Origin of the sequence: Arenibacter sp. P308M17, from assembly GCF_003426735.1 — a bacterium.
GTDB lineage: Bacteria > Bacteroidota > Bacteroidia > Flavobacteriales > Flavobacteriaceae > Arenibacter.
Genome location: NZ_QVON01000002.1, coordinates 45,644 through 69,127 on the forward strand (window position 1 = coordinate 45,644; position 23,484 = coordinate 69,127).

24 protein-coding genes and 1 tRNA gene are annotated in these 23,484 nt (G+C 38.5%); 10 read left to right on the forward strand and 15 right to left on the reverse strand.

All coding sequences use genetic code 11. The features are described from left to right. The first annotated feature begins 77 nt into the window (after positions 1-77). Complete coding sequence (locus tag D0S24_RS04285) at positions 78-1,193, forward strand: PIN domain-containing protein (RefSeq protein WP_117018641.1); 1,116 nt, start codon at positions 78-80, stop codon at positions 1,191-1,193. Between the two features lie 165 nt (positions 1,194-1,358). Here D0S24_RS04285 and D0S24_RS04290 read toward each other — a convergent pair whose 3' ends face one another. The 5 genes from D0S24_RS04290 to D0S24_RS04310 all read right to left on the reverse strand — a co-directional run bounded on the left by D0S24_RS04290 (position 1,359) and on the right by D0S24_RS04310 (position 8,191). After that, a complete protein-coding gene (locus tag D0S24_RS04290) occupies positions 1,359-1,757 on the reverse strand; it encodes a hypothetical protein (RefSeq protein ID WP_117018642.1) in 399 nt (132 codons plus the stop codon). A 21-nt stretch (positions 1,758-1,778) separates the two neighbouring features. Further along, positions 1,779-4,304, reverse strand: coding sequence for a type IV secretory system conjugative DNA transfer family protein (locus tag D0S24_RS04295; protein ID WP_117018643.1), 2,526 nt, complete (start codon positions 4,302-4,304; stop codon positions 1,779-1,781). Positions 4,305-4,377: 73 nt separating this feature from the next. Beyond that, positions 4,378-5,934 (reverse strand): toprim domain-containing protein, encoded by a 1,557-nt coding sequence (locus tag D0S24_RS04300; protein ID WP_117018644.1) that lies wholly within the window; start codon positions 5,932-5,934, stop codon positions 4,378-4,380. Positions 5,935-6,001: 67 nt separating this feature from the next. Next, on the reverse strand, positions 6,002-6,844 hold the full coding sequence (locus tag D0S24_RS04305; protein ID WP_147321427.1) for a hypothetical protein: 843 nt from the start codon (positions 6,842-6,844) through the stop codon (positions 6,002-6,004). Between the two features lie 123 nt (positions 6,845-6,967). Further along, positions 6,968-8,191: a hypothetical protein gene (locus tag D0S24_RS04310; RefSeq protein ID WP_117018646.1), complete on the reverse strand. Its 1,224-nt coding sequence runs from the start codon at positions 8,189-8,191 to the stop codon at positions 6,968-6,970. 61 nt (positions 8,192-8,252) lie between these two features. On the opposite strand from D0S24_RS04310, the gene D0S24_RS04315 reads away from it, so the two are divergent. Then, positions 8,253-9,092 (forward strand): M23 family metallopeptidase, encoded by an 840-nt coding sequence (locus D0S24_RS04315; RefSeq protein ID WP_117018647.1) that lies wholly within the window; start codon positions 8,253-8,255, stop codon positions 9,090-9,092. Between the two features lie 451 nt (positions 9,093-9,543). Here D0S24_RS04315 and D0S24_RS04320 read toward each other — a convergent pair whose 3' ends face one another. Beyond that, positions 9,544-10,236 carry a LytTR family DNA-binding domain-containing protein gene (locus D0S24_RS04320; protein WP_103441855.1) on the reverse strand — a complete coding sequence of 231 codons (693 nt, stop codon included), beginning with the start codon at positions 10,234-10,236 and terminating at the stop codon, positions 9,544-9,546. Between the two features lie 330 nt (positions 10,237-10,566). Between D0S24_RS04320 and D0S24_RS21020 the strand changes: the two genes are divergently transcribed. The 3 genes from D0S24_RS21020 to D0S24_RS21410 all read left to right on the forward strand — a co-directional run bounded on the left by D0S24_RS21020 (position 10,567) and on the right by D0S24_RS21410 (position 11,794). Further along, positions 10,567-10,704: a hypothetical protein gene (locus tag D0S24_RS21020; RefSeq protein ID WP_181938025.1), complete on the forward strand. Its 138-nt coding sequence runs from the start codon at positions 10,567-10,569 to the stop codon at positions 10,702-10,704. Between the two features lie 248 nt (positions 10,705-10,952). Beyond that, the gene (locus D0S24_RS04325; RefSeq protein WP_117018648.1) at positions 10,953-11,345 is read left to right on the forward strand and encodes a response regulator; all 393 of its coding nucleotides are present in this window, start codon (positions 10,953-10,955) and stop codon (positions 11,343-11,345) included. Positions 11,346-11,626: 281 nt separating this feature from the next. Continuing rightward, positions 11,627-11,794, forward strand: a complete 168-nt coding sequence (locus D0S24_RS21410; RefSeq protein ID WP_181422910.1) for a DUF6747 family protein — start codon at positions 11,627-11,629, stop codon at positions 11,792-11,794. Positions 11,795-12,695: 901 nt separating this feature from the next. Here D0S24_RS21410 and D0S24_RS04330 read toward each other — a convergent pair. Further along, positions 12,696-12,772, reverse strand: a tRNA-Met gene (locus D0S24_RS04330). Positions 12,773-12,908: 136 nt separating this feature from the next. Here D0S24_RS04330 and D0S24_RS04335 point away from each other — a divergent pair. Further along, a complete protein-coding gene (locus D0S24_RS04335) occupies positions 12,909-13,292 on the forward strand; it encodes an START-like domain-containing protein (protein ID WP_117018649.1) in 384 nt (127 codons plus the stop codon). 54 nt (positions 13,293-13,346) lie between these two features. Continuing rightward, positions 13,347-14,192, forward strand: coding sequence for an aminotransferase class IV (locus tag D0S24_RS04340; RefSeq protein ID WP_117018650.1), 846 nt, complete (start codon positions 13,347-13,349; stop codon positions 14,190-14,192). A gap of 8 nt (positions 14,193-14,200) precedes the next feature. Here D0S24_RS04340 and D0S24_RS04345 read toward each other — a convergent pair whose 3' ends face one another. From D0S24_RS04345 to D0S24_RS04365, 5 genes are all read right to left on the reverse strand, one after another. Continuing rightward, complete coding sequence (locus D0S24_RS04345; RefSeq protein ID WP_117018651.1) at positions 14,201-14,761, reverse strand: YqgE/AlgH family protein; 561 nt, start codon at positions 14,759-14,761, stop codon at positions 14,201-14,203. Between the two features lie 114 nt (positions 14,762-14,875). Beyond that, positions 14,876-15,148, reverse strand: a complete 273-nt coding sequence (locus D0S24_RS04350) for an HU family DNA-binding protein (protein ID WP_031443811.1) — start codon at positions 15,146-15,148, stop codon at positions 14,876-14,878. Between the two features lie 178 nt (positions 15,149-15,326). Further along, positions 15,327-16,274 carry a methionyl-tRNA formyltransferase gene (gene fmt / locus D0S24_RS04355; RefSeq protein ID WP_117018652.1) on the reverse strand — a complete coding sequence of 316 codons (948 nt, stop codon included), beginning with the start codon at positions 16,272-16,274 and terminating at the stop codon, positions 15,327-15,329. Continuing rightward, positions 16,271-18,175: an ATP-dependent DNA helicase RecQ gene (locus D0S24_RS04360; protein WP_117018653.1), complete on the reverse strand. Its 1,905-nt coding sequence runs from the start codon at positions 18,173-18,175 to the stop codon at positions 16,271-16,273. Before D0S24_RS04360 ends, fmt begins: the two co-directional genes overlap by 4 nt. Next, positions 18,175-18,717, reverse strand: a complete 543-nt coding sequence (locus D0S24_RS04365; RefSeq protein WP_117018654.1) for an AAA family ATPase — start codon at positions 18,715-18,717, stop codon at positions 18,175-18,177. Before D0S24_RS04365 ends, D0S24_RS04360 begins: the two co-directional genes overlap by 1 nt. 339 nt (positions 18,718-19,056) lie before the next feature. Here D0S24_RS04365 and D0S24_RS04370 point away from each other — a divergent pair, with 339 nt between their 5' ends. The 3 genes from D0S24_RS04370 (at position 19,057) to murA (ending at position 21,609) form a co-directional block, all read left to right on the forward strand. Then, positions 19,057-19,344 (forward strand): DUF493 family protein, encoded by a 288-nt coding sequence (locus D0S24_RS04370; protein ID WP_117018655.1) that lies wholly within the window; start codon positions 19,057-19,059, stop codon positions 19,342-19,344. 288 nt (positions 19,345-19,632) lie between these two features. Further along, positions 19,633-20,286, forward strand: coding sequence for a DUF4290 domain-containing protein (locus tag D0S24_RS04375; protein ID WP_117018656.1), 654 nt, complete (start codon positions 19,633-19,635; stop codon positions 20,284-20,286). Positions 20,287-20,301: 15 nt separating this feature from the next. After that, positions 20,302-21,609 carry a UDP-N-acetylglucosamine 1-carboxyvinyltransferase gene (gene murA / locus D0S24_RS04380; RefSeq protein WP_117018657.1) on the forward strand — a complete coding sequence of 436 codons (1,308 nt, stop codon included), beginning with the start codon at positions 20,302-20,304 and terminating at the stop codon, positions 21,607-21,609. Positions 21,610-21,738: 129 nt separating this feature from the next. Here murA and D0S24_RS04385 read toward each other — a convergent pair whose 3' ends face one another. From D0S24_RS04385 to D0S24_RS04395, 3 genes are all read right to left on the reverse strand, one after another. Then, a complete protein-coding gene (locus D0S24_RS04385) occupies positions 21,739-22,212 on the reverse strand; it encodes a GAF domain-containing protein (RefSeq protein WP_117018658.1) in 474 nt (157 codons plus the stop codon). A gap of 105 nt (positions 22,213-22,317) precedes the next feature. Then, entirely contained in the window at positions 22,318-22,764 is a 447-nt protein-coding gene (locus D0S24_RS04390) for a VOC family protein (RefSeq protein WP_117018659.1), read from the reverse strand. Between the two features lie 397 nt (positions 22,765-23,161). Beyond that, a complete protein-coding gene (locus tag D0S24_RS04395; protein WP_117018660.1) occupies positions 23,162-23,461 on the reverse strand; it encodes a hypothetical protein in 300 nt (99 codons plus the stop codon). Between the last annotated feature and the right edge of the window lie 23 nt (positions 23,462-23,484).

The following is a 23,484-nucleotide window of genomic DNA, read 5'->3' on the forward strand; positions in this document are numbered from 1 at the left end:
ATAACAATTATAAATTATCTGTTGGCAATGAGACTATATATAACTCTTTGAAAGGAGTTGATAACTAAATTAGACCTATGATAGTCAAGCACAATATAATCTTTTTGGATACGAACATATTTGAAAGTGAAAACTTCACCGAAGGCAAAAAATTAAATCAATTATTACAACTAACTAAAGAAAATGGAATACAAATAAAAATAGTTGACATAGCATACCAAGAATGTCTAAAACGCATTGATGTTAATTTAATTAAAGCAAAGTCTACTTTCAAAAAGGCTAGTGCTTTACTAAATAATGAAGGCAGGGTGCTTAGGCAATTAATTCAGTATAAAAGTCACTACAACATACCTTCTAAAATTGATATAGAAGCAGATTTTCAGGCGTTAAAAAATCTATTTGATAACTTCTTAAAGGAAAATAGCATTGAAATAGTGCCGTCAGATATTGCTAACCATGAGGAGATTTTCAGTTTATATTTCGAAAAGAAAATACCTTTTGGGGAAAATCAAAAAAAGGATCAATTCCCTGATGCATTTATTTTAAATACCATTGAGCATTGGTGTAGACTAAACGGTATGGGCGCGTACCTAATTTCATCCGATAATGATATAGTTAATTTCAATTCTGGACGTTTTGAAATTGTAGCCGGTATTGTTAATATGCTGAATTTATTAGTCGAAGCGAGCGAGCTATACGATGCTGTGTATGAAATTTTAACAGATAAAATAGACATTGCTATTAAGGACTTAAAGAAATCAATTAATAACTATTCTGATGACTTTTCAATTTTATTATATAATAGATTGCTAACAGACCCTGATTATCTGGAGCTGGAGTACGATCCAGGTGAAATTTTGAAGGTAGAATTTCCTTCTTTATTAATTACCTCTCTTGAAAATAATCTAATACGTTTGGATTTAAAAGCATTTGTTGATATCCGGTTACCATTGACGTATAATGATTTGTCAATGGCCACATATGATAGGGAAGATGATAGGTATTGGAATGTTTTCCATGTAGAAGAGAATAGTATTTATCGCCTTGACCTATCATTTTCTGCTGATTTTGAATATGAAATAAAAGATAAGGAAGTCTTAAATTTTAGTTTAACTTCAATCGATGATTATAGCTTGTATGGATATGAAAAAATTGAAGAAAGTATACAAACACGTTCTGAATTTGCGGACTGATTAAATTAATTCCATTAATTTTTTAATGAAGCCTTTAATTTTCACTGTCACCTAATCTGTCACCCGCAAAAACAAAGCCCCGTAAACATCGATCTACAGGGCTTTTCAGCGTAGTGGTTATAGTAGGAAGGGTAACACTCCCCCGCACAATTGACCAATACATTTTTAAATCTTCTTCTTAAACTCTGTCAGCGCATTAACGATGGCAGATTCCAACTCCTTGTATTCCTCTTGAACATCGGTCTGGTAGACTATATTCTCCCCAATATTGTCCTTAGGAATAAACTCGTTGTCCTCTGTAAGAATCCATGCTGGATTATACCCTAGCGAGTAATAGTATAAAACCAATTTTATGGTGGTCAAGGATATGGCCCCGCGTTCTACATTGACCAAGGTATTATAGTCCATATCAAAACGTTCGGTTATCGATTTAATGGAAAACTCGCTGGAACGTTTATTGCCAGTATCCTTATCTATCAGCTCTTCGCGAATCATCCTTAAACGTTCGCTGATGTATGCGAAATCCTCGGTGGAGGCTCTCATCATCTCGTCAATATCTTTCATGTTTTTAATTTTAAATATAGATTATTCCTTGTACATTTCTATAGGATAGCTAGACAATAAGGTTTCCAAACTTTCCAAAGAATCAGTAAATACGTCTGTTTGGTTAACCGCCGAAACTTTCTCAAAAGTAGGTGATTCATATTGCCTACGAAAGGCATCTGCCAACTCCCTACTGGATTTACTGCGGTATTTCTTCATAAAATCTTTTGCAATGACCTCGTCCTTTTCCAAGGATGCGGCTATTTTATCGCCAATTTTGTGTTCGTCAAAAATAGCCAACTTTGGTTTATTTCCAGTACAATGAACGTATTCCCGTTCAACAAGCTCATTGATATCATTGATCACCTTCAGAAAATTAGCGTCCAGAATCCTATCTATTTCCTGGTCTATGTACATTCTATCTACCAATGAAGTAATATAAGGCTCTATATATGCCGTAGAACCGGAATCATCCTTTGTCAATTCCTCCAACTTTTGTAGATGGTCGAACAATTTTAGCTCATAGGCCAAAGGAACGAACTGCATCTGTTTTATATAATTTTCGTATTGATCTGCTGCAAACTTCTTAATGTAAGTCGTATAAAATTCCAAATAATTGGTTTGTCCAAAGTCAAGATTTCGCACAACATGAAAAAAGTCAAGGCTTTGTATAAGTCTCATCTTGGACTCCACCAATTCCTGATGATTTTCACTTTTAAATCTGGTATGCACAGGCATTTCGTATCTCCCTTGAATTTTTTTTGATTCCATATTGGGCTTAAGCAATCCAAAACACAATTTTTGTTCAATAGGGTTTTCAAAGGTGTCGGCTACAATGCCCCCGAAATGGCCTGTAGACATACTGGTAATCTTGCTTTTTGGCAACAATTCCGAAAGGATAGTACTGAAATTGACCGTGGTATCGTTATTGGATATTGCCCTGTTTTTTTTTCCTTGGTGGATGCGTCCAAATATCTCGCTGATCCTACGGGCTGTTTCCCCTTTTGCAGCTCCGCTGAACACATTGGAGCAGTTGTCAAAGATGACCTCTGCCAGTTCCCTGCCATAATCGGCTATCAATTGTGTAATGCTCTGTATGCCCAATACCGTGGCGACATAATGAGACCTTCCTGTATCTATTATCTTGCGCAGTCCCATAATGAAAACGGTTGGGAGTTCATCTAGGATCAGACCCAACGGCCTACAGCCAGGTTTATTTACCACTTGCAAAACTTTATTAATGTAGAGTCCTATTGGAGCGGCATAGATTTCAGAACGGTCGGGATTATTCTGAATACAGACTATCTTAGGTTTTTGTGGATTATTTATGTCCAATCGAAAATCGTTACCGGTCATAATATAATAGATTTCCTTGCTTGCCAGCATGGAAAGGGATATTTGGGCACTTGCGGTCTGACCGGCCAATTGCTGGCCCGCTTGCCTCTCCATGGCATCCTTGAAAGGGATCATCAGACTGCGGACTTCTACTTCCCTCATCATAATTTCCAACAAGTATTCAATGTTTATTGTAGATAACGTTATGACATGGGGCAAAGTGCAGATATTCTCACCCGTCTCCTCGGATTTTTTCTTCAAGTACCAGATCAGTCCCGAAACAAAACTAATGGCACTTTTTGAAAAGAAATCACTGCGCTTTATCCAATCTTTGTTCAGATTTTTCATGATGATTGTAGCAGCATCTGCGGCATCGGTCTGGTTGCGCATTAAATATGGGTCGATAGGGTTACAGCGATGCGATTTTTCTATATTGTCAAAACTCAAGGTATAAAACTCGGGTAGTTTGGATTTTTCCTGGACATCGTATGTGCGCTCCTTTTTTCTTCGCCAATAGTTGTAGGCAACCTTACTAAGCGTATCGAACTTAAAATCATAAATCAATAGCGTAAAGTTTTTTTCAATCATTTGCTCTATAATCTCTTCAATCAATGCAAAAGATTTTCCACTGCCTGGTGTGCCTATGACCAACAAGGCCCGAAATAGATTCACGAAATTTATCCACCCTTTTCGCAGTTGCCCTTGGTAATGGTATTCATAGGGAATGTTTACGGAATACTCTGTATCTATGCGTTCTTCCATCTGCTGAAATGTTTCGTTCCGATCGTTAAAAGGGTCATCCTCGGCATCATTGACAAAGTCCATCACCTGGAAAAGATGTACCGAACCAGAAACAGAAAACAGGAAACCGATATTATATAAAATCAAAGAGTACCAGAGCAAACTGATTTGGGAAGGTTTAAAATATCCTGTTATAAATAACAGTACACAGCCAATTCCAAAATACGTTAGGCCGGTCAAAAATGATTTGCCCTCTTTTTTTCTGGGATTATATAGCATTACCGAACCTAAAATGAACATCAATAACATTGTTCTTCCGGGTAAGGGCTCTTGCAAAGGCTTAAATCGAATAAGGAAATCATGTATGATTTGTGAAAGTTGTGAATCACATTCCAGATATTGCACGATCGGGTAATAGGAAATAAAGCCTATAATAGCAAAAAAGGTTACCGAAAGTAGCATGGCCGAGAATGCCAGATTCTTGTCGTTCATTATGAAATTGAGTGGTTATAATTTACTTAGCATAGATTGCCCTTTAATTCTTCTATTATGGAGCTCATGAGAATCATTCTATCGAGTTTTGTAAGTTATTGTTATTCTTTATTTCCCCTTTCATTTTTTCAGGAGTAAGGGGAGCATTTTTCTTTAAATGCGCCCTGATTTCCGAAAAGGGAATGGTATAGCTAAATTTCAATCCAAAATCGCATTCCACACTTTGGTTGTTTATGGCCTTTATGATGCCATGATTAGGACCGCCCTCAGGCCCTTTGGTTGTTTTCAATTCAATTTGATCCCCTATGCCCATAAAATCAGCGCTAACAGTCTCCATTTTGATATATTTGGCCTTCTTGGAGTCCCTAAGGTCATCATTCCAATCCTTGCCTTTTGATTTATGGATAGTTGCCTTAAACGGTAGATAAAGTTCGTTAATGGTCTCTAACAGGCTTTTGAAGAGATTTTTTTCTCCGTCGATCTGAATGGTATTAAAAACTTCTAGTAAGGAAAATTCCAATATAATCCTGTCCGTAGATCTTACCCATTTGATCGAATTCGACATAAGTTTATCCCATCCTAGAAGGGACGTTAATTTTTCCTCCAGCAAGGTGATATGATTGGTCAAATGATCCCCGACTTCTGAGGTGTTGTTAATGGTTAGGCTTACATTTCCGTGGCTATATGAACTTTCCATATATACATTGGGATTAAAACGGTTGATAAGGCTAGTAAATAACTTTAAGTCAAACTCGAAACCTTTGATATCATTGTCCATAATGGATACTAAAGACACAATAGTTGTTTTTAGGTAAGGTTCGGTTAACTGACCGAAGAACTCTATTTTTTTTTGATAGACATTGCCACTAAAGGATACATAAAAATTATCAGGACCACCATGTAGTTCGTGGTAGGAGAGGAGGTCTATACCACTTTCCCCGACTACAATTTTGGAAGGATTCTTGACGGGGTTGGAATAAAATAGGAAATGATCTTTTTGGTTCAGTACCAAGCGAAACTTTTTAATTTTATTATCCCTACTGCTTATATATGTTTTGTTGTAGAGGATATAATTTTGGGGATGGCCTTCCAAATCGTACTTTGGGAAAGCAATATTGGATATTTTATTGCCCTTATCCCGTATGGAATAGGCATTGAGCAGTCGCCCCTTAAATAATGGATCGTTAATTGTGGTCTTTGATATACAACGCTGCTGCCTTAGATAATTGGAGTTCCGCAATGGAACGATTTTGAAATTTTCCTCCAAGGATTTCCTTACGGCCTTGAAACTTCGAACTTCCATAGGTATATTTTCCATATAATCAAGCCCATTCACGATTTCGAGACCGGCCTGAACGGCCTTGTAAAAATTAGCGTTCCGCTTCATCAAGTACATAAAGAAAAACCCTTTGTCCTGGGAATCATTTCGGTTAAAATAGGTTACTGGTTTCCTGGCCATTTGCAGTACAATACGATCTTTGTCGTTCTTGAATTCCATAGAACCTGCACTTTTCTTTATCAATTTGTACCCATTTTGATGTAGGTGCATCGGAAAATTAGCCTCAGAATTGATTTTTGAAATCAATCTTTTATAATATTCAGGGTCATCTATGTAATTAGGACTTTGCATAGGAAGGATGTAAAATGGCCGACATGCTTGGAGTGTCGGCCATTTGCTTGAATTAGTATAAACTGAGTTACATGCTTATGGCGTTTTCAGGCTGTTTCTTTTTTTTTTCGCCGTCAATGGTTTTGTTCTCCTTGGCCTCTTTATCCAAAAAATTAGTTTTGTCCAAATTTTTGTAAAGAAAACGTTGGTTTTTAGCATTCCATCGAACCATATAGGTCAAAGGTCCTTTTTGTGTCTTTCGAATGGTGATCTTCACTTCTTCCCCTTTGTTCAAATTGTCTGCCTGTTGTTTGGTCAATATTTGGCCCAGAACATACATATTTGCAGACACAGCCGATTTTGTACGGATATCGTTCAGTTTTGGCTCGTAATAGGCCAGTTTTTGGAAGGTATCGCCGTTCAAGGATGTTCCTGTGAACTGAACGGTCTTGCCTTCTTGTACCATGGCATGGTATTCATCCTTGGTAAATTGATATTGAAAGGCATTGGCATCTTCAAGTTTAACCTGTTCCTTGCGTTTGATCTGTACATCCAATCGGGATCCGTAAGTGGAGTTATATAGCATTTGGACCATCTTGACCGTTTCCTTTAATTTGCCATCATTGATGTATGTTGTTTCGATCAACTGCTCCCTACCTTCTAGAATCGACTCTTGAATGTTGGGTTCCAACTTCTCAAAACTTATGTAAGCGCCTTCCAAACGTCTTTTTACATCGGCCTCGGCAAATTGTTGATCCTTGTTTTTTTGGACTTCCACATTTCTGCTGTCCTTCAACATTTCAAAGGATGGATTATTACCGGCTTTTATTTTGAAGGTTTTATCGTCCATAGATATCGCTTCAGCCTTTTGCCAAACTTGATTGACATTAACGAATACTTTTTGAATCGTGTTTTCTACTTGATTTTCCATTTTTGAGTGATTTTTAATTGTTACGGAATTTGAATTTGTTACTTTTGAATAACTTTCGAATCAGGAGTGATTTGTGAGTTACGGAATTTGAAGGAAAGAGGGCGGGAGCGCCCTTTTTCCATTTTATAGGGCAATCCTATATTCTTTCAATTGTACCTCCTTCCTTTCATTAACTTGATTTTGAGAATTTTCCCATTCAGTATACCAATTGTCAGACTTTGGCTTTAGAATATCTATCGTCTTGTTCAGATAGTTTTTGTAATACGACCAGACCAATAATTTAATGGCGTTGGATTCAATGGGTAAACGGACTTTAATGTCTTCATTATCCTTGGAAACCAGAATACTGTATTTGTTCAGCCTGTTTTGGTCGATGATTTTGTTGAAATTCAAAAAGCTTTGGGCCAAGTCTTGGTTAAAGCGTCTGGTATGGTCGTAAAAGCGGGAGAAGGATTTTTCCTTTCCCATGGGGAAGCGTAATAGCATATCCCTATCGGTCAAGGTCAAATTAAAATCGGAATCCTTTGTATATGATATAAAATGGAGATCCCGCAAATAGCCCTCTATTTTTTTATTTCCCGTGAAGCTTAAAAAGAGTTTGTCCACTTTCGTTAGCCTTTGTATCTGGAAAAGTATATCGGTCGTCTGGGAATTTATCGCTCCCAATGCCATGTATACTACATTTTTTAATTGGAATTTTTTATGGAATGCCAAAGCTTCCTTAGGATCTTTAAAAAGAAAAAGGCCCTCTATTCTCTTTGGAATATTGGAGTACCAAAGGGAGTGTTTTATAGCTGACTCTTTATAAGGAACTACTTCTTTGTCCGTATCTAGGAAATATCCGCAGACCTCGTTCTGCAGATTGAACAATGGAAATAGCGGACCACCTTCATGATTTTGGAAAACACGCCCCGAAAAGGGAATAGAGCTTTCCACACCATGATATAGGTCTTTGGTAGTATCTTGGAGTGGTGACCTGTAAGATAGAAAGTGATTATAATCCTTTGGTACTATTTTTAGAGTGGATTCCGGGTTATTGGATATTAGAAGGGTTATGGTTTCCAATACTTTGTTATATAGGCTATCTACCTTATCCCATATCAGTTCCTTGCCGATTCCTTCAACTTTTGATACATGCTCAGTAATTAGGTCGGAGGCGGATAGTTTTTCCTGTGGCCGTTGCACCTTATAATAAAAATATCCTTTTTCGGTATTTATGATCACATAGTGCTCACCACCGTTCTTATGTATAAGGTGGGTATTTTCGGATTGCACAACTCGGTACCCCAAATGTTCAAAGAGATTTGGAAGGTGTATTAGGTGGTCTTCTATAAGCCAGTTGTTCATCTTATTCTAAAAATTTGTTTATTTGTATATAAATAGTAATTTTGTTTATAAATACAAATATATGATTTTTTTTGAATCTACAATTTTTTGGAGGAAAAAAGTGGGTGTCACCAAACCAAAGTCAGCTAAAACCTTTGGAAAAAAAGAATTCGCCTATTTTCTTTTTTTAATCATTATGTGCCTGTCCTTTATAATATGGTACGGCTTTGGTATTTCAACTCAACGACTTGAGGATACCACGGTCACAATGGACCTTTATGAAGAACGGCTTAAAATGAATTTAGAATCAACGTTAACGGATTCGCACCTTGTAGAAAGGGAACGTAATAAGTTGCTAATGGCAATTGAAGAACGAATAGTTGCATTTTTATACCAAATTCCTGATTTTTCCTATATCGGTTCTTTAGAGACATACCTAAAATACCGACCTCAGTTGCTAGAGCAATTTCCATCTGCAGTTCCGTTGGAGAAAGGCAACTATTCCGTTACAAGCAACTATGGCATTCGTGTTCATCCAATTTCAGATAAAGAGAAAAAACATTATGGAATCGATTTGGCCACCGCGCGTGGAAAATATGTTTATTCAGCGGCATCAGGTACTATCCTGAATATCTTATTTTCCAAAAAAGGCTATGGTACACATATTATCATTAAACATCGCTTTGGTTTTGAAACATTGTATGGACACCTGAACAAGGTGCTTGTCCGAAAGGGGCAAACAGTAAAACAGCACGAAATGATTGGCGCGGTGGGTAGAACAGGAAGTTCCACAGGATACCATCTACACTATGAGATACTGAAGAATGGGAACAAAATAGATCCAATACTTTCATTCAATCTAAAGAAGAATATTTATAGCCATTTAATTAAATCAAACACCATCAAAGATGGAGTGGAGTAAAAGAAAGTGGTGGATTCAATATTCTAAAATTAAGTATAGTTATACACCTAAAAAAAAGTATTAAGGGGTCTACTCTTAAAATCTTATTTTTTGAATATAAAATAACAGATGTTAGAATCAGATATTACCTAGTGCCCAACTGGTTTTTTTGTAGATAGGGGAAAAACGACTGGATAGCTTCTAAGCAATTTTGAAAGGAGTGGCAAAGGGATTGATGTATGCCAAAAGTGATTTTATATACCACTGTTTATAATTTAAATAGGATATCTATGTTGACTGTTGCCAGCATCAGGAGCTCGATCCAAAAATATAAAATAACTAATTTTGGTTAGGGCTTAACCTAATTATTAGATTTCATCTCTATAATAAGTATTTTCATAAATATCTATAACATGAACACGAGAGCTTCTTAAAGCTATCGTGTTGGGAATCTAAATACCTTGAATAATCTTTAAACATTATAAAGTGCATCAGCCAATTCGGTTTTTTTGTTTCGGCTCAATGGTACCTGTGTTCCAGCTACTTGAACAATTTTACTGTTAAATTTTTCAATTTTTTCCAAATTCACGATATAGGATTTGTGTATCCTTAGGAATTTATCCCCTGGCAACTGTTTTTCAAAAGATTTCATAGTAGAAAGTATAACGATATTACCTTCATTGGTCACCAATTTAACATAATCACCAAGAGCTTCGATCCATTTAATATCGTTTAGTACTACCTTGCGTTTTTTTAGGTTACTTTTCACGAAGATATATTCTTCTTCTTCATTTGACTTATGAATCTGCTCGTATTTGGCCACAGCTCTTTTTACAGAGGCATCAAAACGGGATAAAGATATAGGTTTGTATAGGTAATCCGTTATGTCATAATCAAAAGCCTTAAGGGCATAATCAGGATTGCCTGTAATCAAAATTACCTGTGGAGGGTTGTCCAAGGATTCCAAAAGATCGAAACCACTGATGATCGGCATTTCTACATCTAGGAAAATAAGGTCGATGTCATTATTTTTTATACCGCTTTTTGCTTCAATGGCATTGCTGAACTCGGCTACCATAGCCAGGTTTGGATGATTGTTCACTAATCTTGCTACGGCGATTCGCTGCATAGAGGAATCGTCTACAATTATACATCTTAATTTCATGATAGGTATATTCGGGGTTTAAATCACGGCCAATTTACTTAAATAGCCATTTCAGCCCGTCAAAATGATGTGAACGGCACCTAAAATGTTGCGTAGATGCAGGTAGTGATTGTTTAGGAGTTTGGTCGAGTCCATTTATGATTAATTAATGCCCTTCATAACCTAAATTTGTGACTGTTCTTCAATTGCAATCCATAACCTCTTATTGGAGAGGTGACTTGTTAAGAACATATTGATTTCTTTGAATATGCTTTTTCCCTGTTAACTATTTTTATTATTAGATTTTAAAAATCTTGAACATTTTTGCTATTCTATTTGAAAAATAGTAGAATGGAACTGCAATTTTCAAATACCGTAGATGTCAGAAATAACCTATTTTCACATTACAACTTTGAATTTGTCACCATCTTAATGGTAATAGTGGACGACCGGGGAAGGAAATTGAATAGACTGGTAATTGCCAGATAATTACGTTCGTTTTGTAACTATGATAAATCAAGTAGCAATTACACCGAACTAGGTATTTAAAGGTTGTTAAAAATGGATGACTAAAACACCGGATAAAGAATAAAAAGAACAAAGTTCTGTTAGACGCACCTCATTTATGAAGCTTTCTTGTTACAGCGAGAATATGGACCTTTTGAACGTTTACCAGTTAGAATATATAATTAATTGATAATTCTTTCTCATATTTACAACTATTAAATTTCTCAAAAATGGAATTGAAAGTTTGCATTATAGATGACGACTTAGTGTCGCAATTCGCGTCAAGATATTGCATAGAACAATCAATTTCTAATTGCAGGACTATAGTTTGTGATACTGCGGAAGAAGTTTTGAACATGTTTGCCCCTCCTGTAATTGATAAAGAGGATGTGCCGGATTTAATATTTCTAGATTTGGTCATGAACGGCATGGACGGTTGGGAATTTCTTGATACAATAAAGATTGGCAGCAATGTTTTACAAAAAACGGACATCTATATTCTATCCGCCTTTTCAAATTCGAAAGACCGGACAAGGGCTAAGGAGCACCCCATGATAAAAGGGCATTTTGACAAACCACTTTCCAAAAGCATTATGGAAAAGATTCTTCATTCAAAAAAGTAATAAACGAATCGTTTTTCAAAACTGTACATTTGAGAATTGCAAGATCGTTATGCTCTTACATAGCAGTGTTCTTTCAATTCATTTCATCCAAAGTTTATTGTAATTTCATAGGCTTCCCTGAAAATGCATAAAATGCAGATATGAATTCGTTGAAGTGCCATAATTCTTGATGAATATTTATTTTTCTTCATTAAACCGTATTTATTGACATCTTGTAGAAAAAGAAAGTTCAAGGTAAATTACTGCGATACCTTTGCATCCAAACCCCTAAACAATTTAGTATGGAAACAATTTTACTTTTTAAAGAAATATATCTCAATGGATTTAAGCAGCTGGGAAGTTGGCTAGTAAAAAGCTATTTCAAAGCTTTTTCATGGTTCAGTTTTGCTATGTTCATAGTAGTCCTATATGCATTTGGGTACAGATTAATTACTGGATTCTCTTTTTGAATGATTTAATAGAATTAAGAATTACAAGATTTGATCCTTCCGTCTCTTTTCGGAAGGATTTTTTTATAAGTCGAATAATGGGGTCTTTTTTAATTAGGTGAAAAAATTATTTCTTCTTTTTCTAGTTTCCAAGATTAGTCGCTATACTGAGTATTTTAGGGGTGCAAAAAACCGTTTTTTTTTAGGGAACTATTTTTTCAATGTCAACAATCTGTAGTCGAAGTACCCCAATTACTACCTATTACTGCGGTCACTTTAAATATCCTTCCAGAGATATTTATAACAATAATATATTAAGCTCCACTAAGAGATAATCTTAAAGTTCTTCAATTTGGTCATACCGTGCAATCATGGAGACGAATATCGGCCTAAATAAAGATCCACCCTTGGGGACAGGTTTCTTCTAATATAATTTTCAGACCAATATTTACTTTTCCACCATTGCTTAAAACACGGTTACATTTAAGCTTAAGCCTTATGCTGGCTATAGAAACTTTTTGTACGCCAATCTGCAATTTTCCTATTTATTAGGTAATGGATTCAAATTATGGTGCTTTAGTAAAACCGGTATTTTTCCTATAATTCCAGCTTTGGAGCCTGTGGCATCAGAAAAAAATAAAAAATAAATCCAAACATAAAGGAGTCGATTTTGAGCATCTATTTTACGACACTGACCTTCATCCAGCATAATTTGGCATCATCCAAACATTTTCTGAACATAATAATCCCGACGATAAACTGAGGGTAGAACCAATTAACCATAAAAATGAGAGATAAAAGTGTAGTGCTAGGTATTTTGGAAGAGAATTTATGATTACGAAAGCAAAAACCTAAATGTTGTACCTATGTTGTACCTAACAAAAAATCCAGGAGCTTAAACTCCTGGATTACTTGATTTTACTGGTAGCGAGAGGGGGGCACGATCCCCCGACCTCCGGGTTATGAATCCGACGCTCTAACCAACTGAGCTACCTCGCCATGCCCTTTTTAGCGGCTGCAAATATAAAGTTTATTTTCTGTCCTATCCAAATTAGAGAGGTAAAAAATATTATCCCTGTTTTATTTTTTAATCCTTTATAAATATATATATTGTCCGCCATAAACACTATTCAGAATGAGCGATAAAATTAAATATGAAGTTGAATTTGTAATTCAATCCTCTCCACAACTATTATATCAATATATATCTACCCCATCAGGACTGTCCGAATGGTTCGCGGATAACGTAAATTCCAGAGGTGAAATGTTCAATTTTATTTGGGATGGCTCCGAAGAGCAGGCCAAATTGCTAAAGCGTAAGAGCGATGAGTTTGTAAAATTTACCTGGATGGCGGAAGAAGATGATAGTTTTTTTGAAATGCGTATCATCGTGGATGAAATAACCAAGGATGTGTCCCTGTTTATAACGGATTTTGCCTACGAGGATGAAGTGGACGAGTCTAAAATGCTATGGGAGAACCAAGTATCCAGTTTAAAACAGGTATTGGGTTCCGCCTAACCCGTTAATGGAATATAATGTATCTTTGGCCTTGATTTTTTCAAGGCTTTTTTTATGGTAAATTATAACGGAAACCTACTTTCCAAAAACTCATCTTACCTGAATCACGAAAATAGGGGACTGCGCTATGGCGATGCCCTGTTCGAGTCCATTAGGGTAGTCAACGGAAAAATATTCTTTTGGGAAGACCATTATCTTAGGCTTATGGCCTCTATGAGGATTTTGAGAATGGAAATCCCGATGGCCTTTACCATGGAGTTTCTGGAGGAACAGTTATTGGCCTGTTTGGAGGCCAACGGCCTATTGGAAGGTCCTGCACGGATACGGTTTACCGTATTTAGAAATAATGGCGGATTATACCTGCCACAAACCAATGATGTATCTTACATCATTGAAGCCAAGCTGTTGGATTCCCCCTTCTTTACCCTTAACAATGCGGCCTATGAGGTAGAACTTTTTAAGGATTTTTACGTTAATCCGGATATGCTTTCTACCTTAAAGACGAATAATAAGGTGATCAACGTGGTGGGCAGTATTTTTGCTTCCGAAAACGGTTATCAAAATTGTCTGTTGCTGAACACTGAAAAAAGGGTGGTGGAGGCCCTAAATGGCAACCTTTTTTTGGTAAAGGACGGATATATTAAAACTCCGTCCCTAAAGGACGGTTGCTTGAACGGTATTGTTCGAAAGAAGCTGATCGCTATATTGGGTTCTTTGGAGAAGTACCGTTTTGAAGAAGCCCCTATTTCTCCCTTTGAGCTGCAGAAAGCGGATGAACTGTTCATAACCAATGCGATCTCAGGGATCCAACCCATTACAAAATATAGGAAAAAGGAGTACAATACTTCTGTAGCGGCCGATTTATTGGGCAAGCTTAATGCTGCTGCACGGCTGCACTGAATATCCGGTTAATTTAGGTTGGGGTTTTCCGGGGCATTGGACCATATGAGGTAATTCCCGCCCAGTTCCATCATTTTTTCTTTCCAAAAAGCGTTGGCAGATTTTTGGATAATGGCACTTTCGTACACATTTTTTACCACGACCCATGATTTTGAACTTAATTCCTTATCCAATTGTAGGGAGGACCAACCGGAATAGCCCAAAAAGAAACGGATGTCGTTTTCAGAAATGACTTTATTATTGATCAGGTCCACAATAGATCCAAAATCTCCGCCCCAATAGATTCCGTCCGAAATTTCAATGCTATTCTCTATTAGGTCCGGAACCTTGTGGATAAAATAAAGGTTGTCCTGTTCTACCGGACCCCCGTTGTACACCTGAAAGGGGATGTCTATTTCGGTAACCAGATCATTGATACTATAGTCCAACGGCTTGTTCAGAATAAAGCCAACGGACCCCTCATGGTTGTGTTCCGCTAACAGGACTATAGACCTGTTAAAGGAAACATCACCAGTAAGAGTGGGTTCGGCAATAAGGAGCTTGCCTTTTTTTGGCTTTTCAGCGACCATATTATTTGTTCTAGTTTCCCTAAAATAAAACAATTCCGTTAATCTAAAAAGCCTTTTCTACAAAAAAAGCACTTCCTGATAGAGAAGTGCTTTCCATGTATAATAAAATTATGATTAGTTTACTGCACCGCTCAAATCGGCACCTGCCTTAAACTTCACTACATTTTTTGCTGCAATTTGGATAGTCTTTCCAGTTGATGGATTTCTACCTTCTCTTGCATTTCTTTTAGATACAGACCATGATCCGAAACCTACTAGAGATACTCTACCACCTTTTTTTAGAGAACCTTCAACGTTTCCTAAGAAAGATTCCAATGCCTTTTTAGCTGCTGCTTTAGTAATGCCAGCATCAGCTGCCATTGCATCGATTAATTCTGTTTTGTTCATAATTTCGATAAATTAAGTGTTATTAATTATAATTAAATACTTCAACAAATTTATACGGATTTGCCATTAACGCAAGTAAAATAGGGGGAAATCCGCATTTTTGTTGATAACTTGAAACGTTTGTTGATAAAGTAGGGTTTTTTTTACGTTTTCCCATACCCCCAATGAATATAGGGGTTTACCGAACATAGGCGTTTTTGGCTAATTTTAAACCGTTCAACACCTCTTTGGTGGTCATTTTTCTTTTCCCGGGAAGTTGAATTTCCAAGATATTGATAAAACCACCCTTTACGGCCACTTTCAGTTCGTTTTTGGTGGCAGCGATGGTCCCTGTCTTTAGTTGGTGCGGTTCCGGATCCATTTTGGCCGAGTATATCTTTAAGAACAGCTCTTCCTGTTCATTATGCATGGTGGTCCAGGCGGTGGGGTAGGGGCTTAATCCCCTAATAAAATTGTAGATGGTGGTAATATCCTGGTTCCAATCAATTGCACAGGTCTCCCTGTGAAGTTTGTGCGCCTCTTTTAAAGGCCCGTTCTGTTGCTGTTCGGAAGCTTTTATTGCTTTGTTTTCCAATTGATGTACGGTTTCCAACACCAGGTCCGCCCCCAAATGCATCAGCCTATCGTGCAGGGTGCCTGCGGTATCCTCTTCCGAGATATGGGTTTTTCTTTGAAGTAATATGGCACCGGTATCAATCTTATCATCAATAAAGAAAGTGCTTACTCCTGTTTCCTTCTCACCGTTTATAATGGCCCAATTAATAGGGGCCGCACCCCGATACTGGGGCAGGAGGGAAGCATGAAGGTTAAAAGTGCCCAACTTTGGCATTTGCCACACCACTTTGGGCAACATTCTAAATGCCACCACTATTTGAAGCTCTGGTAACAAACCTTCCAATTCCTGGATAAAATTGGGATCCTTTAAGTTGGTGGGCTGCATTAATTTTAAACCCTTTCCCATGGCATATATCTTCACGGCCGATTCATGCAATTTTCTTCCACGGCCTGCAGGCTTGTCCGGTGCGGTAATTACCCCAACAACATTACAATTACTTTTTACTAGCTTGTCCAAAATGGCCACCGCAAAATCCGGGGTACCCATAAATACTATTCTTGGTTTGCTCATCTTTCGATTATTTCGTACTGGTTAATGGAATTCACGCTTATTTTCCGCTCTTCCAACAATCTTTGTAAGGCCAAAATAATGGAACTTTCCCTATAGGTCAATAATTTTATCAGACCTCTGGAACTTTCTTTTTGTACCCTCAAAATTTGTAATATGTCCTGCTCTATTATTTTTAGAATGTCATTGTCAAAAGGAATCTTTTGAAGGCATACATCGCATTTCCCACAGTTGTCCCTGACCGTTTCGCCAAAGTAGTTTAGGATTTGCCGATTTCTACAAAGCTTGGAATCCTTGATGTAGGTCAACATACTTTCTACATTGTCCCTTTTTACCTTTTGAATCTGTTTTATTTTTTTAGCGAAGATATTGATGGTTCGTTCGTCCTCCCTAGGCACTAAAAAAGTAATTTCAAGATCGCTGTGCTGGGCATGGTATTCAATTATTTCATCTTTTTCCAATTTCGTAAGTACCGCTATTACCTCCTTTTCGTTTTTATTGGCTTTTTTTGCAATCAATAGGGTGTTGATTTTGGTGTCAAAATCAAAAACTCCCCCGTAGGTTCTTAGAATAGTCTGCACTATAGTTGCCGATGGCCCATTTTTTTCCAAGTAATCAAAGATTTGATGCTTGGAAGCTATCATACGGATAGTTGTTCTTTGGGAGAAGGCTTCCGTTAGTGATATCACGGAGTTTTGATCCAACAACCTTAAACCGTTATACGTTAATGTAGTATTTAGCCTATAGGTTTCGCAAAAGGCATTGAAGGGCAATTGAAAGGTTTCGCCGCTACCCTCACCAAAGGGAATCTGAAAATAGTTGGCCAATTTTCGGTACAATAATTTAAGGAAGTCAACATCGGGCAGGACCCCTAAAAACTGCTTGCGTACCTGGGCCTCGTCCGTAGGGTTCGTAATTAAAACAGCATTTGCTGGTTTCCCGTTCCTTCCGGCCCTTCCGGCCTCCTGAAAGTAGTTTTCCATACTGTCCGGAATTTGGTAATGTACCACAAGGCCAACATCCGGCTTATCTATCCCCATTCCAAAAGCATTGGTGGCCACCATGATCTTTATTTTGTTTTCCAACCATTGCTTCAATCTCGTATCCTTGTCCTTTTTGGAAATACCGCCGTGAAAAAAAGTGGCCGTATGCCCTTGTTGGGACAAGTAGTTGGCCAGTTCCATGGTCATTTTTCTACTGCGTACATATACTATGCTGCTCGTATTGGTCCGGGAGCATAGTTCTTTAAGACGGAATTTCTTGTCCTCTTCCCAGCAAACCCTAAAGGTAATATTGTTCCTTGAAAAGGAATCCTTTACCACCAATGGCCGTTCCAAATGTAAATTTTCGCAAATATCCCTTACTACCATGTCCGTTGCAGTAGCGGTCAGTGCTATAACAGGTACATTTGGTGCCAATTCCTTCAGGATATGGCATTCCAAGTAGGCAGGTCTAAAATCGTTGCCCCATTGACTAATACAATGGGCTTCGTCTATGGCAATAAGGTTAACGTTCATTTGCCGTATGCGTTCCTGCACCAATTCCTGTTGCAGTCTTTCCGGGGATAGGTATAGGAATTTATATTTTCCGTAAAGGCAATTGTCCAAGAGGTCGTTCATTTCATCGAACGGAATGCCCCCGGTAAGGGCAATGGCCCTTATGCCCAGTCTCTTTAAGGTGTCCACCTGGTTTCTGATCAGGGCTATTAAGGGAGATACTACAATACAAATCCCCTCACGGGCCAAAGCGGGGACCTGATAGCACAAGGATTTGCCACCTCCGGTAGGGAGCAACGCCAAAACATCCCGGCCACCCAATACCGCATCAATAATGTCTTCCTGAGAATTTTTAAAATCCGGAAAACCCCAAAATTTTTCCAATATATCCTTAGGGTGCCGATACACTATAGCTTTTTTAATGTATTGAGTATAAAGGTAACCCTTCCTGCAACGGTTTCCTTGGGAACATCTATAATTTTATATCCATATTTAGTGTAGGCCCTTTCCAAAAAGGTATGTATGCGCTCCGCCTCCTCAAAGTTTTCATAGCGCTCATTGTCGGACTCGTGTATTTCTTTCCATGGTGGCAGTAAGAATACGTGGTCGTATCTGTAATTATTACAGCTCTCTATAAAATGGTCGCCATATGCCTGTCCAAAACAATCCATATAGGCCGTTACGTCCGGAATACCGCGATCATAAAAAACAATGGGATTGTTCATCCCGTTGGCATCTTGGAATTGTCGGATCCTTCCCTGGATAATTTTTTCACTAAATAATAAAGGATCGGAAACGAACAACTGCGGAATTCCTTGTTGCCTAGCTTCAAGGGTAATCTCACGGGATATTTCACCAAAGCAAAAGTAGCCCTCCCTCTCAATTTTTTCTATGATTGATGTCTTTCCTGTACTGGGTCCCCCTGTGATAACAATTCTTTCTAATTTCAATTAGCGGCAATTAAAGTTCTGCAATTATATATATCAATTGAAGTTTAGTACATGACAAAAAATAGTTTTTCGTCATCGCGAGGTACGAAGCGATCTGTTGCCCATTGGGCAGATTGCTTCACTTTGTTCGCAATGACGGCCCGTCATTGTGAGCGCAGCGTGGCAGTCTGTCCATTCAAATGAACAGATTATTTCCTCGTTCCTCTTACCGTTGACACATTTTTTTATACTCTAATCGGTTTTTGTCATGTACTGTTAAATTGGAGTTGCAAAGTAATGAAATAGCCCTAAGATTAAAAAATTGACAATGATACTTTATATATTTGCAAAAACATTGGCATGGATCAGGATAAATCGGAGGAATTTTACAGTAGGTTAAAGGACCAATTGGCGGAAAGCAGCCAATGGCCATCCAATTATCTGTATAAGTTTATAGTGCCCACGGACACTGAAAAGATAAAGCAGATTCAGGATATTTTTGACAATACGGGCGCGGTAATCGAATCCAAACAATCCAAAAATGCAAAATATACCAGTTTGAGCATTACCGTGAACCTTAAGAATCCGGATGAAGTAATACGAAAATATAAGGAAGTAGGGCAGGTAAAAGGGGTAATATCTCTTTAAAATAGTATATGTAGCATAATTTTGTTAATTTGCAGTCGTTATTAGAGCACTTCCTTAATGAACTCATCTTGACTTTTTTGATTGAAGTGAAAATTAACTATTTTGAGTTTGATTGAGGGCATTTTTGAGTTGCATAGCAGGGCTACGGAATGAAAACCTGCCTGCCGGCAGGCAGGAATGGAGAAAAGCAGGCTCAAAAGAGCAATTCCTGCCCGGATCGGGCGGGTTTTAACCAATTGGAAAAAGTCAAGATAATTTCTAAATATAAATAGCAATAAATATTTTAATTTGAATTTAGTAGAAAACTTAGAATACAATACTGAGCGTCCAAAGCTCATTATACCCGAGTATGGACGCCATTTCCAGAAAATGGTGGACCATGCCATATCCATTGAGGACGATGCGGAACGCAACCGAGTGGCCCAGGCCATTATAAGCGTTATGGGCAATATTCAACCCCATTTGAGGGACGTACCGGATTTCCAACATAAATTATGGGACCAATTGTTTATCATGTCCGATTTTAAATTGAACGTGGACTCCCCATTTCCCATTACGTCCAAAGAGACCCTACAAAAACGTCCGGATCCATTGGAGTATCCCCAGAATTTTCCAAAATATAGGTTTTATGGCAACAACATAAAACGTATGATCGATGTGGCCATAAAGTGGGAGAAAGGCGATATGCGGGACGGATTGGAGTATGCCATAGCCAACCACATGAAAAAATGTTATCTAAATTGGAACAAGGACACGGTGGACGACAAGGCTATTTTTAAGCATCTTTACGAGTTGAGCGACGGAGCAATAGATCTGGCCAAAGAGGGGGAAAACTTGACGGAAAGTGGACAGTTCCTTAAAAATCGTGTGGCAAAAACGCCTAGGGTGGGCTCTACTAAAAAAACGCAAAGAAATCAAACCCGTGGTAAAAAGCGGTATTAATCTTCTCAAACTTTAATGGGAACATTTAAAATAGAAGGCGGTCATCAATTACATGGTGAAATTACACCGCAAGGTGCCAAGAACGAAGCATTACAAATACTCTGTGCCGTATTGCTTACCTCGGAAAAAGTGTCCATCACCAACATCCCCGACATTGTTGATGTAAACAAACTAATCTCCCTGTTGGAGGATTTGGGGGTCAAGATCCAAAAGAAGGGTCAAGGTTCATATACCTTTATGGCAGATGACGTTAATTTGGACTACCTGCAATCGGCCCAATTTAAAGAGGACGGTAGGGGCCTTAGGGGGTCCATTATGCTCGTAGGGCCATTGTTGGCACGTTTTGGCAAGGGATATATTCCCAAACCCGGCGGTGATAAAATAGGACGTAGGCGATTGGATACCCACTTTGAAGGGTTTATAAAATTAGGGGCCAAATTTAGATATAACAAAGAAGAACACTTTTACGGGGTCGAAGCCAAAAAATTGAAGGGTAGCTATATGCTCTTGGACGAGGCTTCGGTAACAGGAACGGCAAACATTGTGATGGCCGCTGTATTGGCAGAAGGTAAAACTACCATATACAATGCGGCCTGTGAACCTTATCTACAGCAATTGTGCAAAATGCTGAATCGGATGGGAGCCAAAATTACCGGTATAGGCTCCAATTTATTGGAAATTGAAGGGGTTGATATCCTAGGGGGTACAGATCACAGAATGCTACCGGATATGATAGAGATCGGTAGTTGGATCGGTCTGGCCGCCATGACGAGGAGCCATTTGACCATTAAAGATGTTAGTTGGGACGATTTGGGCCAAATCCCTACTGTTTTTAGAAAGTTGGGGATACAGTTGGAGCGTAAGGGAGACGATATTGTTATTCCGGAGCAGAAAGATGGCTATGAGATCCAAAATTATATAGATGGTTCTATTTTGACCGTTGCCGATGCACCATGGCCAGGACTTACGCCAGATTTGTTGAGCATTCTCCTGGTGATGGCCACCCAGGCCAAAGGAGAGGTACTGATCCATCAAAAGATGTTCGAAAGCCGTTTGTTCTTCGTAGATAAATTAATAGATATGGGGGCCAAGATCATTCTATGCGATCCACATAGGGCCACGGTTATAGGGCATAATTTTAAATCCAGTCTAAAGGCTACCACTATGGTGTCCCCGGACATTAGGGCTGGTGTTTCCTTGCTCATAGCCGCTTTGTCCGCCAAGGGTACCTCTACCATTCATAACATTGAACAAATAGATAGGGGCTACGAAAATATAGATACTAGATTGCGGGCCATTGGTGCCAAGATCACCAGGGTGTAATCATAAACATCACTTTTTTAAACAAGGACTTTCTGTTGGAAGGTCCTTGTTTAATTATATCCACTTTTTGTTCCAATTGGCCCCGACCCAAAAGACCATTCGGATTAAGAGGCCTTTGAAATAGGCCTATCAACCAATAACGCCACTTATTTTCTCGCCAATGCTTAAAAGATCGCCCACTTCTTCCTTGGTAAAATCATAAGGAACAGGTTTGGCAATTCCCAAGGTACCGTATAATTTCCCATTTAACATCATGGGAACCGCAATGGAGCCTTCAACTTTAGTTTCTTTGGCAGCAGGGCGCGCCACACCGGAATCATCGGTTTGTAGATTGCACATTTCTACAGGCTCACGGCGTTCGGCCGCTATTCCAGCCATTCCCTTACCAACGGGAATCTCTGAAAGCTTGGGTATTAGAAAGGGAGGGATGCCCTGATGGGCCCGGACCTTTAACAATCCCGATTTTTCATCTAAAAAATGTATGGTACCGGTAGTACAGTCAAATGTAGAAATTACTGTGGAAAGGACTTCCTGCCAATTAGTGGTCTCATTTTTAAGAAGGCCGTCTATTACAGTGTCCCGCTGTGCATTGTCCTTGTGCATATTCTTTAATTTTCATTCGTTATTATCCAAATTTACGAAATCCGGTTAAACTATTACTGCGGTTGTTTAATCTAAAAATTTTCCAATGTGCTGCTTCCAGCTGCTTCATTCGTGCTTGGCGTTATTTACCTCTATCCAATAGCCTTCCGGATCGGTGAGGTATATCTGCCTTACCCCATCCGAACGTAAGGTAACCGCTCCCTTTTTGCCGGGCCAATCCTCATATTCAACGTTGTTGTCTTCCAAATGCCCAATAAAGGCCTCCAAGTTGGGTGTTGATAAACAAAGGTGCATGGACTTATGTTTTTTCATGACCACCGTATCCTTGTAGATCAAATGTAGCTGGGTATTGCCCTGTACCTCAAACCAACGGAATCCGGGGGCCTTGTCCGGATGCGGAATTTCCTTCAGCCTTAGGATATTGGAGTAGAAATCTGCTGTGGTATCCAGCTTGTTTACGATCAAGGAAGAATGGTCTATCTGGAAATCAAAATCTTGGGCATGGATTTCCATGAAAAAAATACAGGGGAGCAAAAATAGTAGTCTGCGCATTCGGTGGTGGTTTTAATGATAGATAAGTTATACCGCCTTATAGGCCTAAGGTAAAATATTAGAGTTCGGAAAGGTACTTAAAAATGGACCAATTATTAAATTTCCAAGGAATTTGGGGCGAATTTTAAGGTTTAGTACATGACAAAAATTGTCTTAACAAGGTTTCTTGGAAAATCCGTTTTACCCCAAGCCCTAAAGGGAGCCTGATTTTCCTCGAGTTCTCCCTTTAGGGTCGGGGTCAAAAATCGGGGAAAATCTTACGGAATTGAATTTTGTCATATACTCAGTTTTTAAAGAATTCATATTTTTTTTGATGAGAACCCTCCTTTTCTAAATTTTCCTCCAGCCCACCAACACAGCGCTATGGGGAATTTTAAAGATCAAATAACGAAGACCGTTACGTTTGGGAATTGTATAGTTTTCTTTTTCTGACCACAATAACACAGAGGGCCAATTGGAGGACAACTGCAATAGCATTGGTAAGCCATAGGGCTACGGTATTAAAACGGATTCCGTAAAAGCACCAGAACAGATAAATAAACACCCAGCCAAAAATAAAACCGTTGGAAAGACTGCTGGGCCCCCTATAACGGTATTCCTTATAGACTTGTATGGCAATAACCAGACAGGCACTTAGTCCGGCTGCGATGCCTATACTTTCAAAAATGTTTTCCGGGATACTGTGTATGATGTTCATGCAATATGGGCTTATGGTTTTAT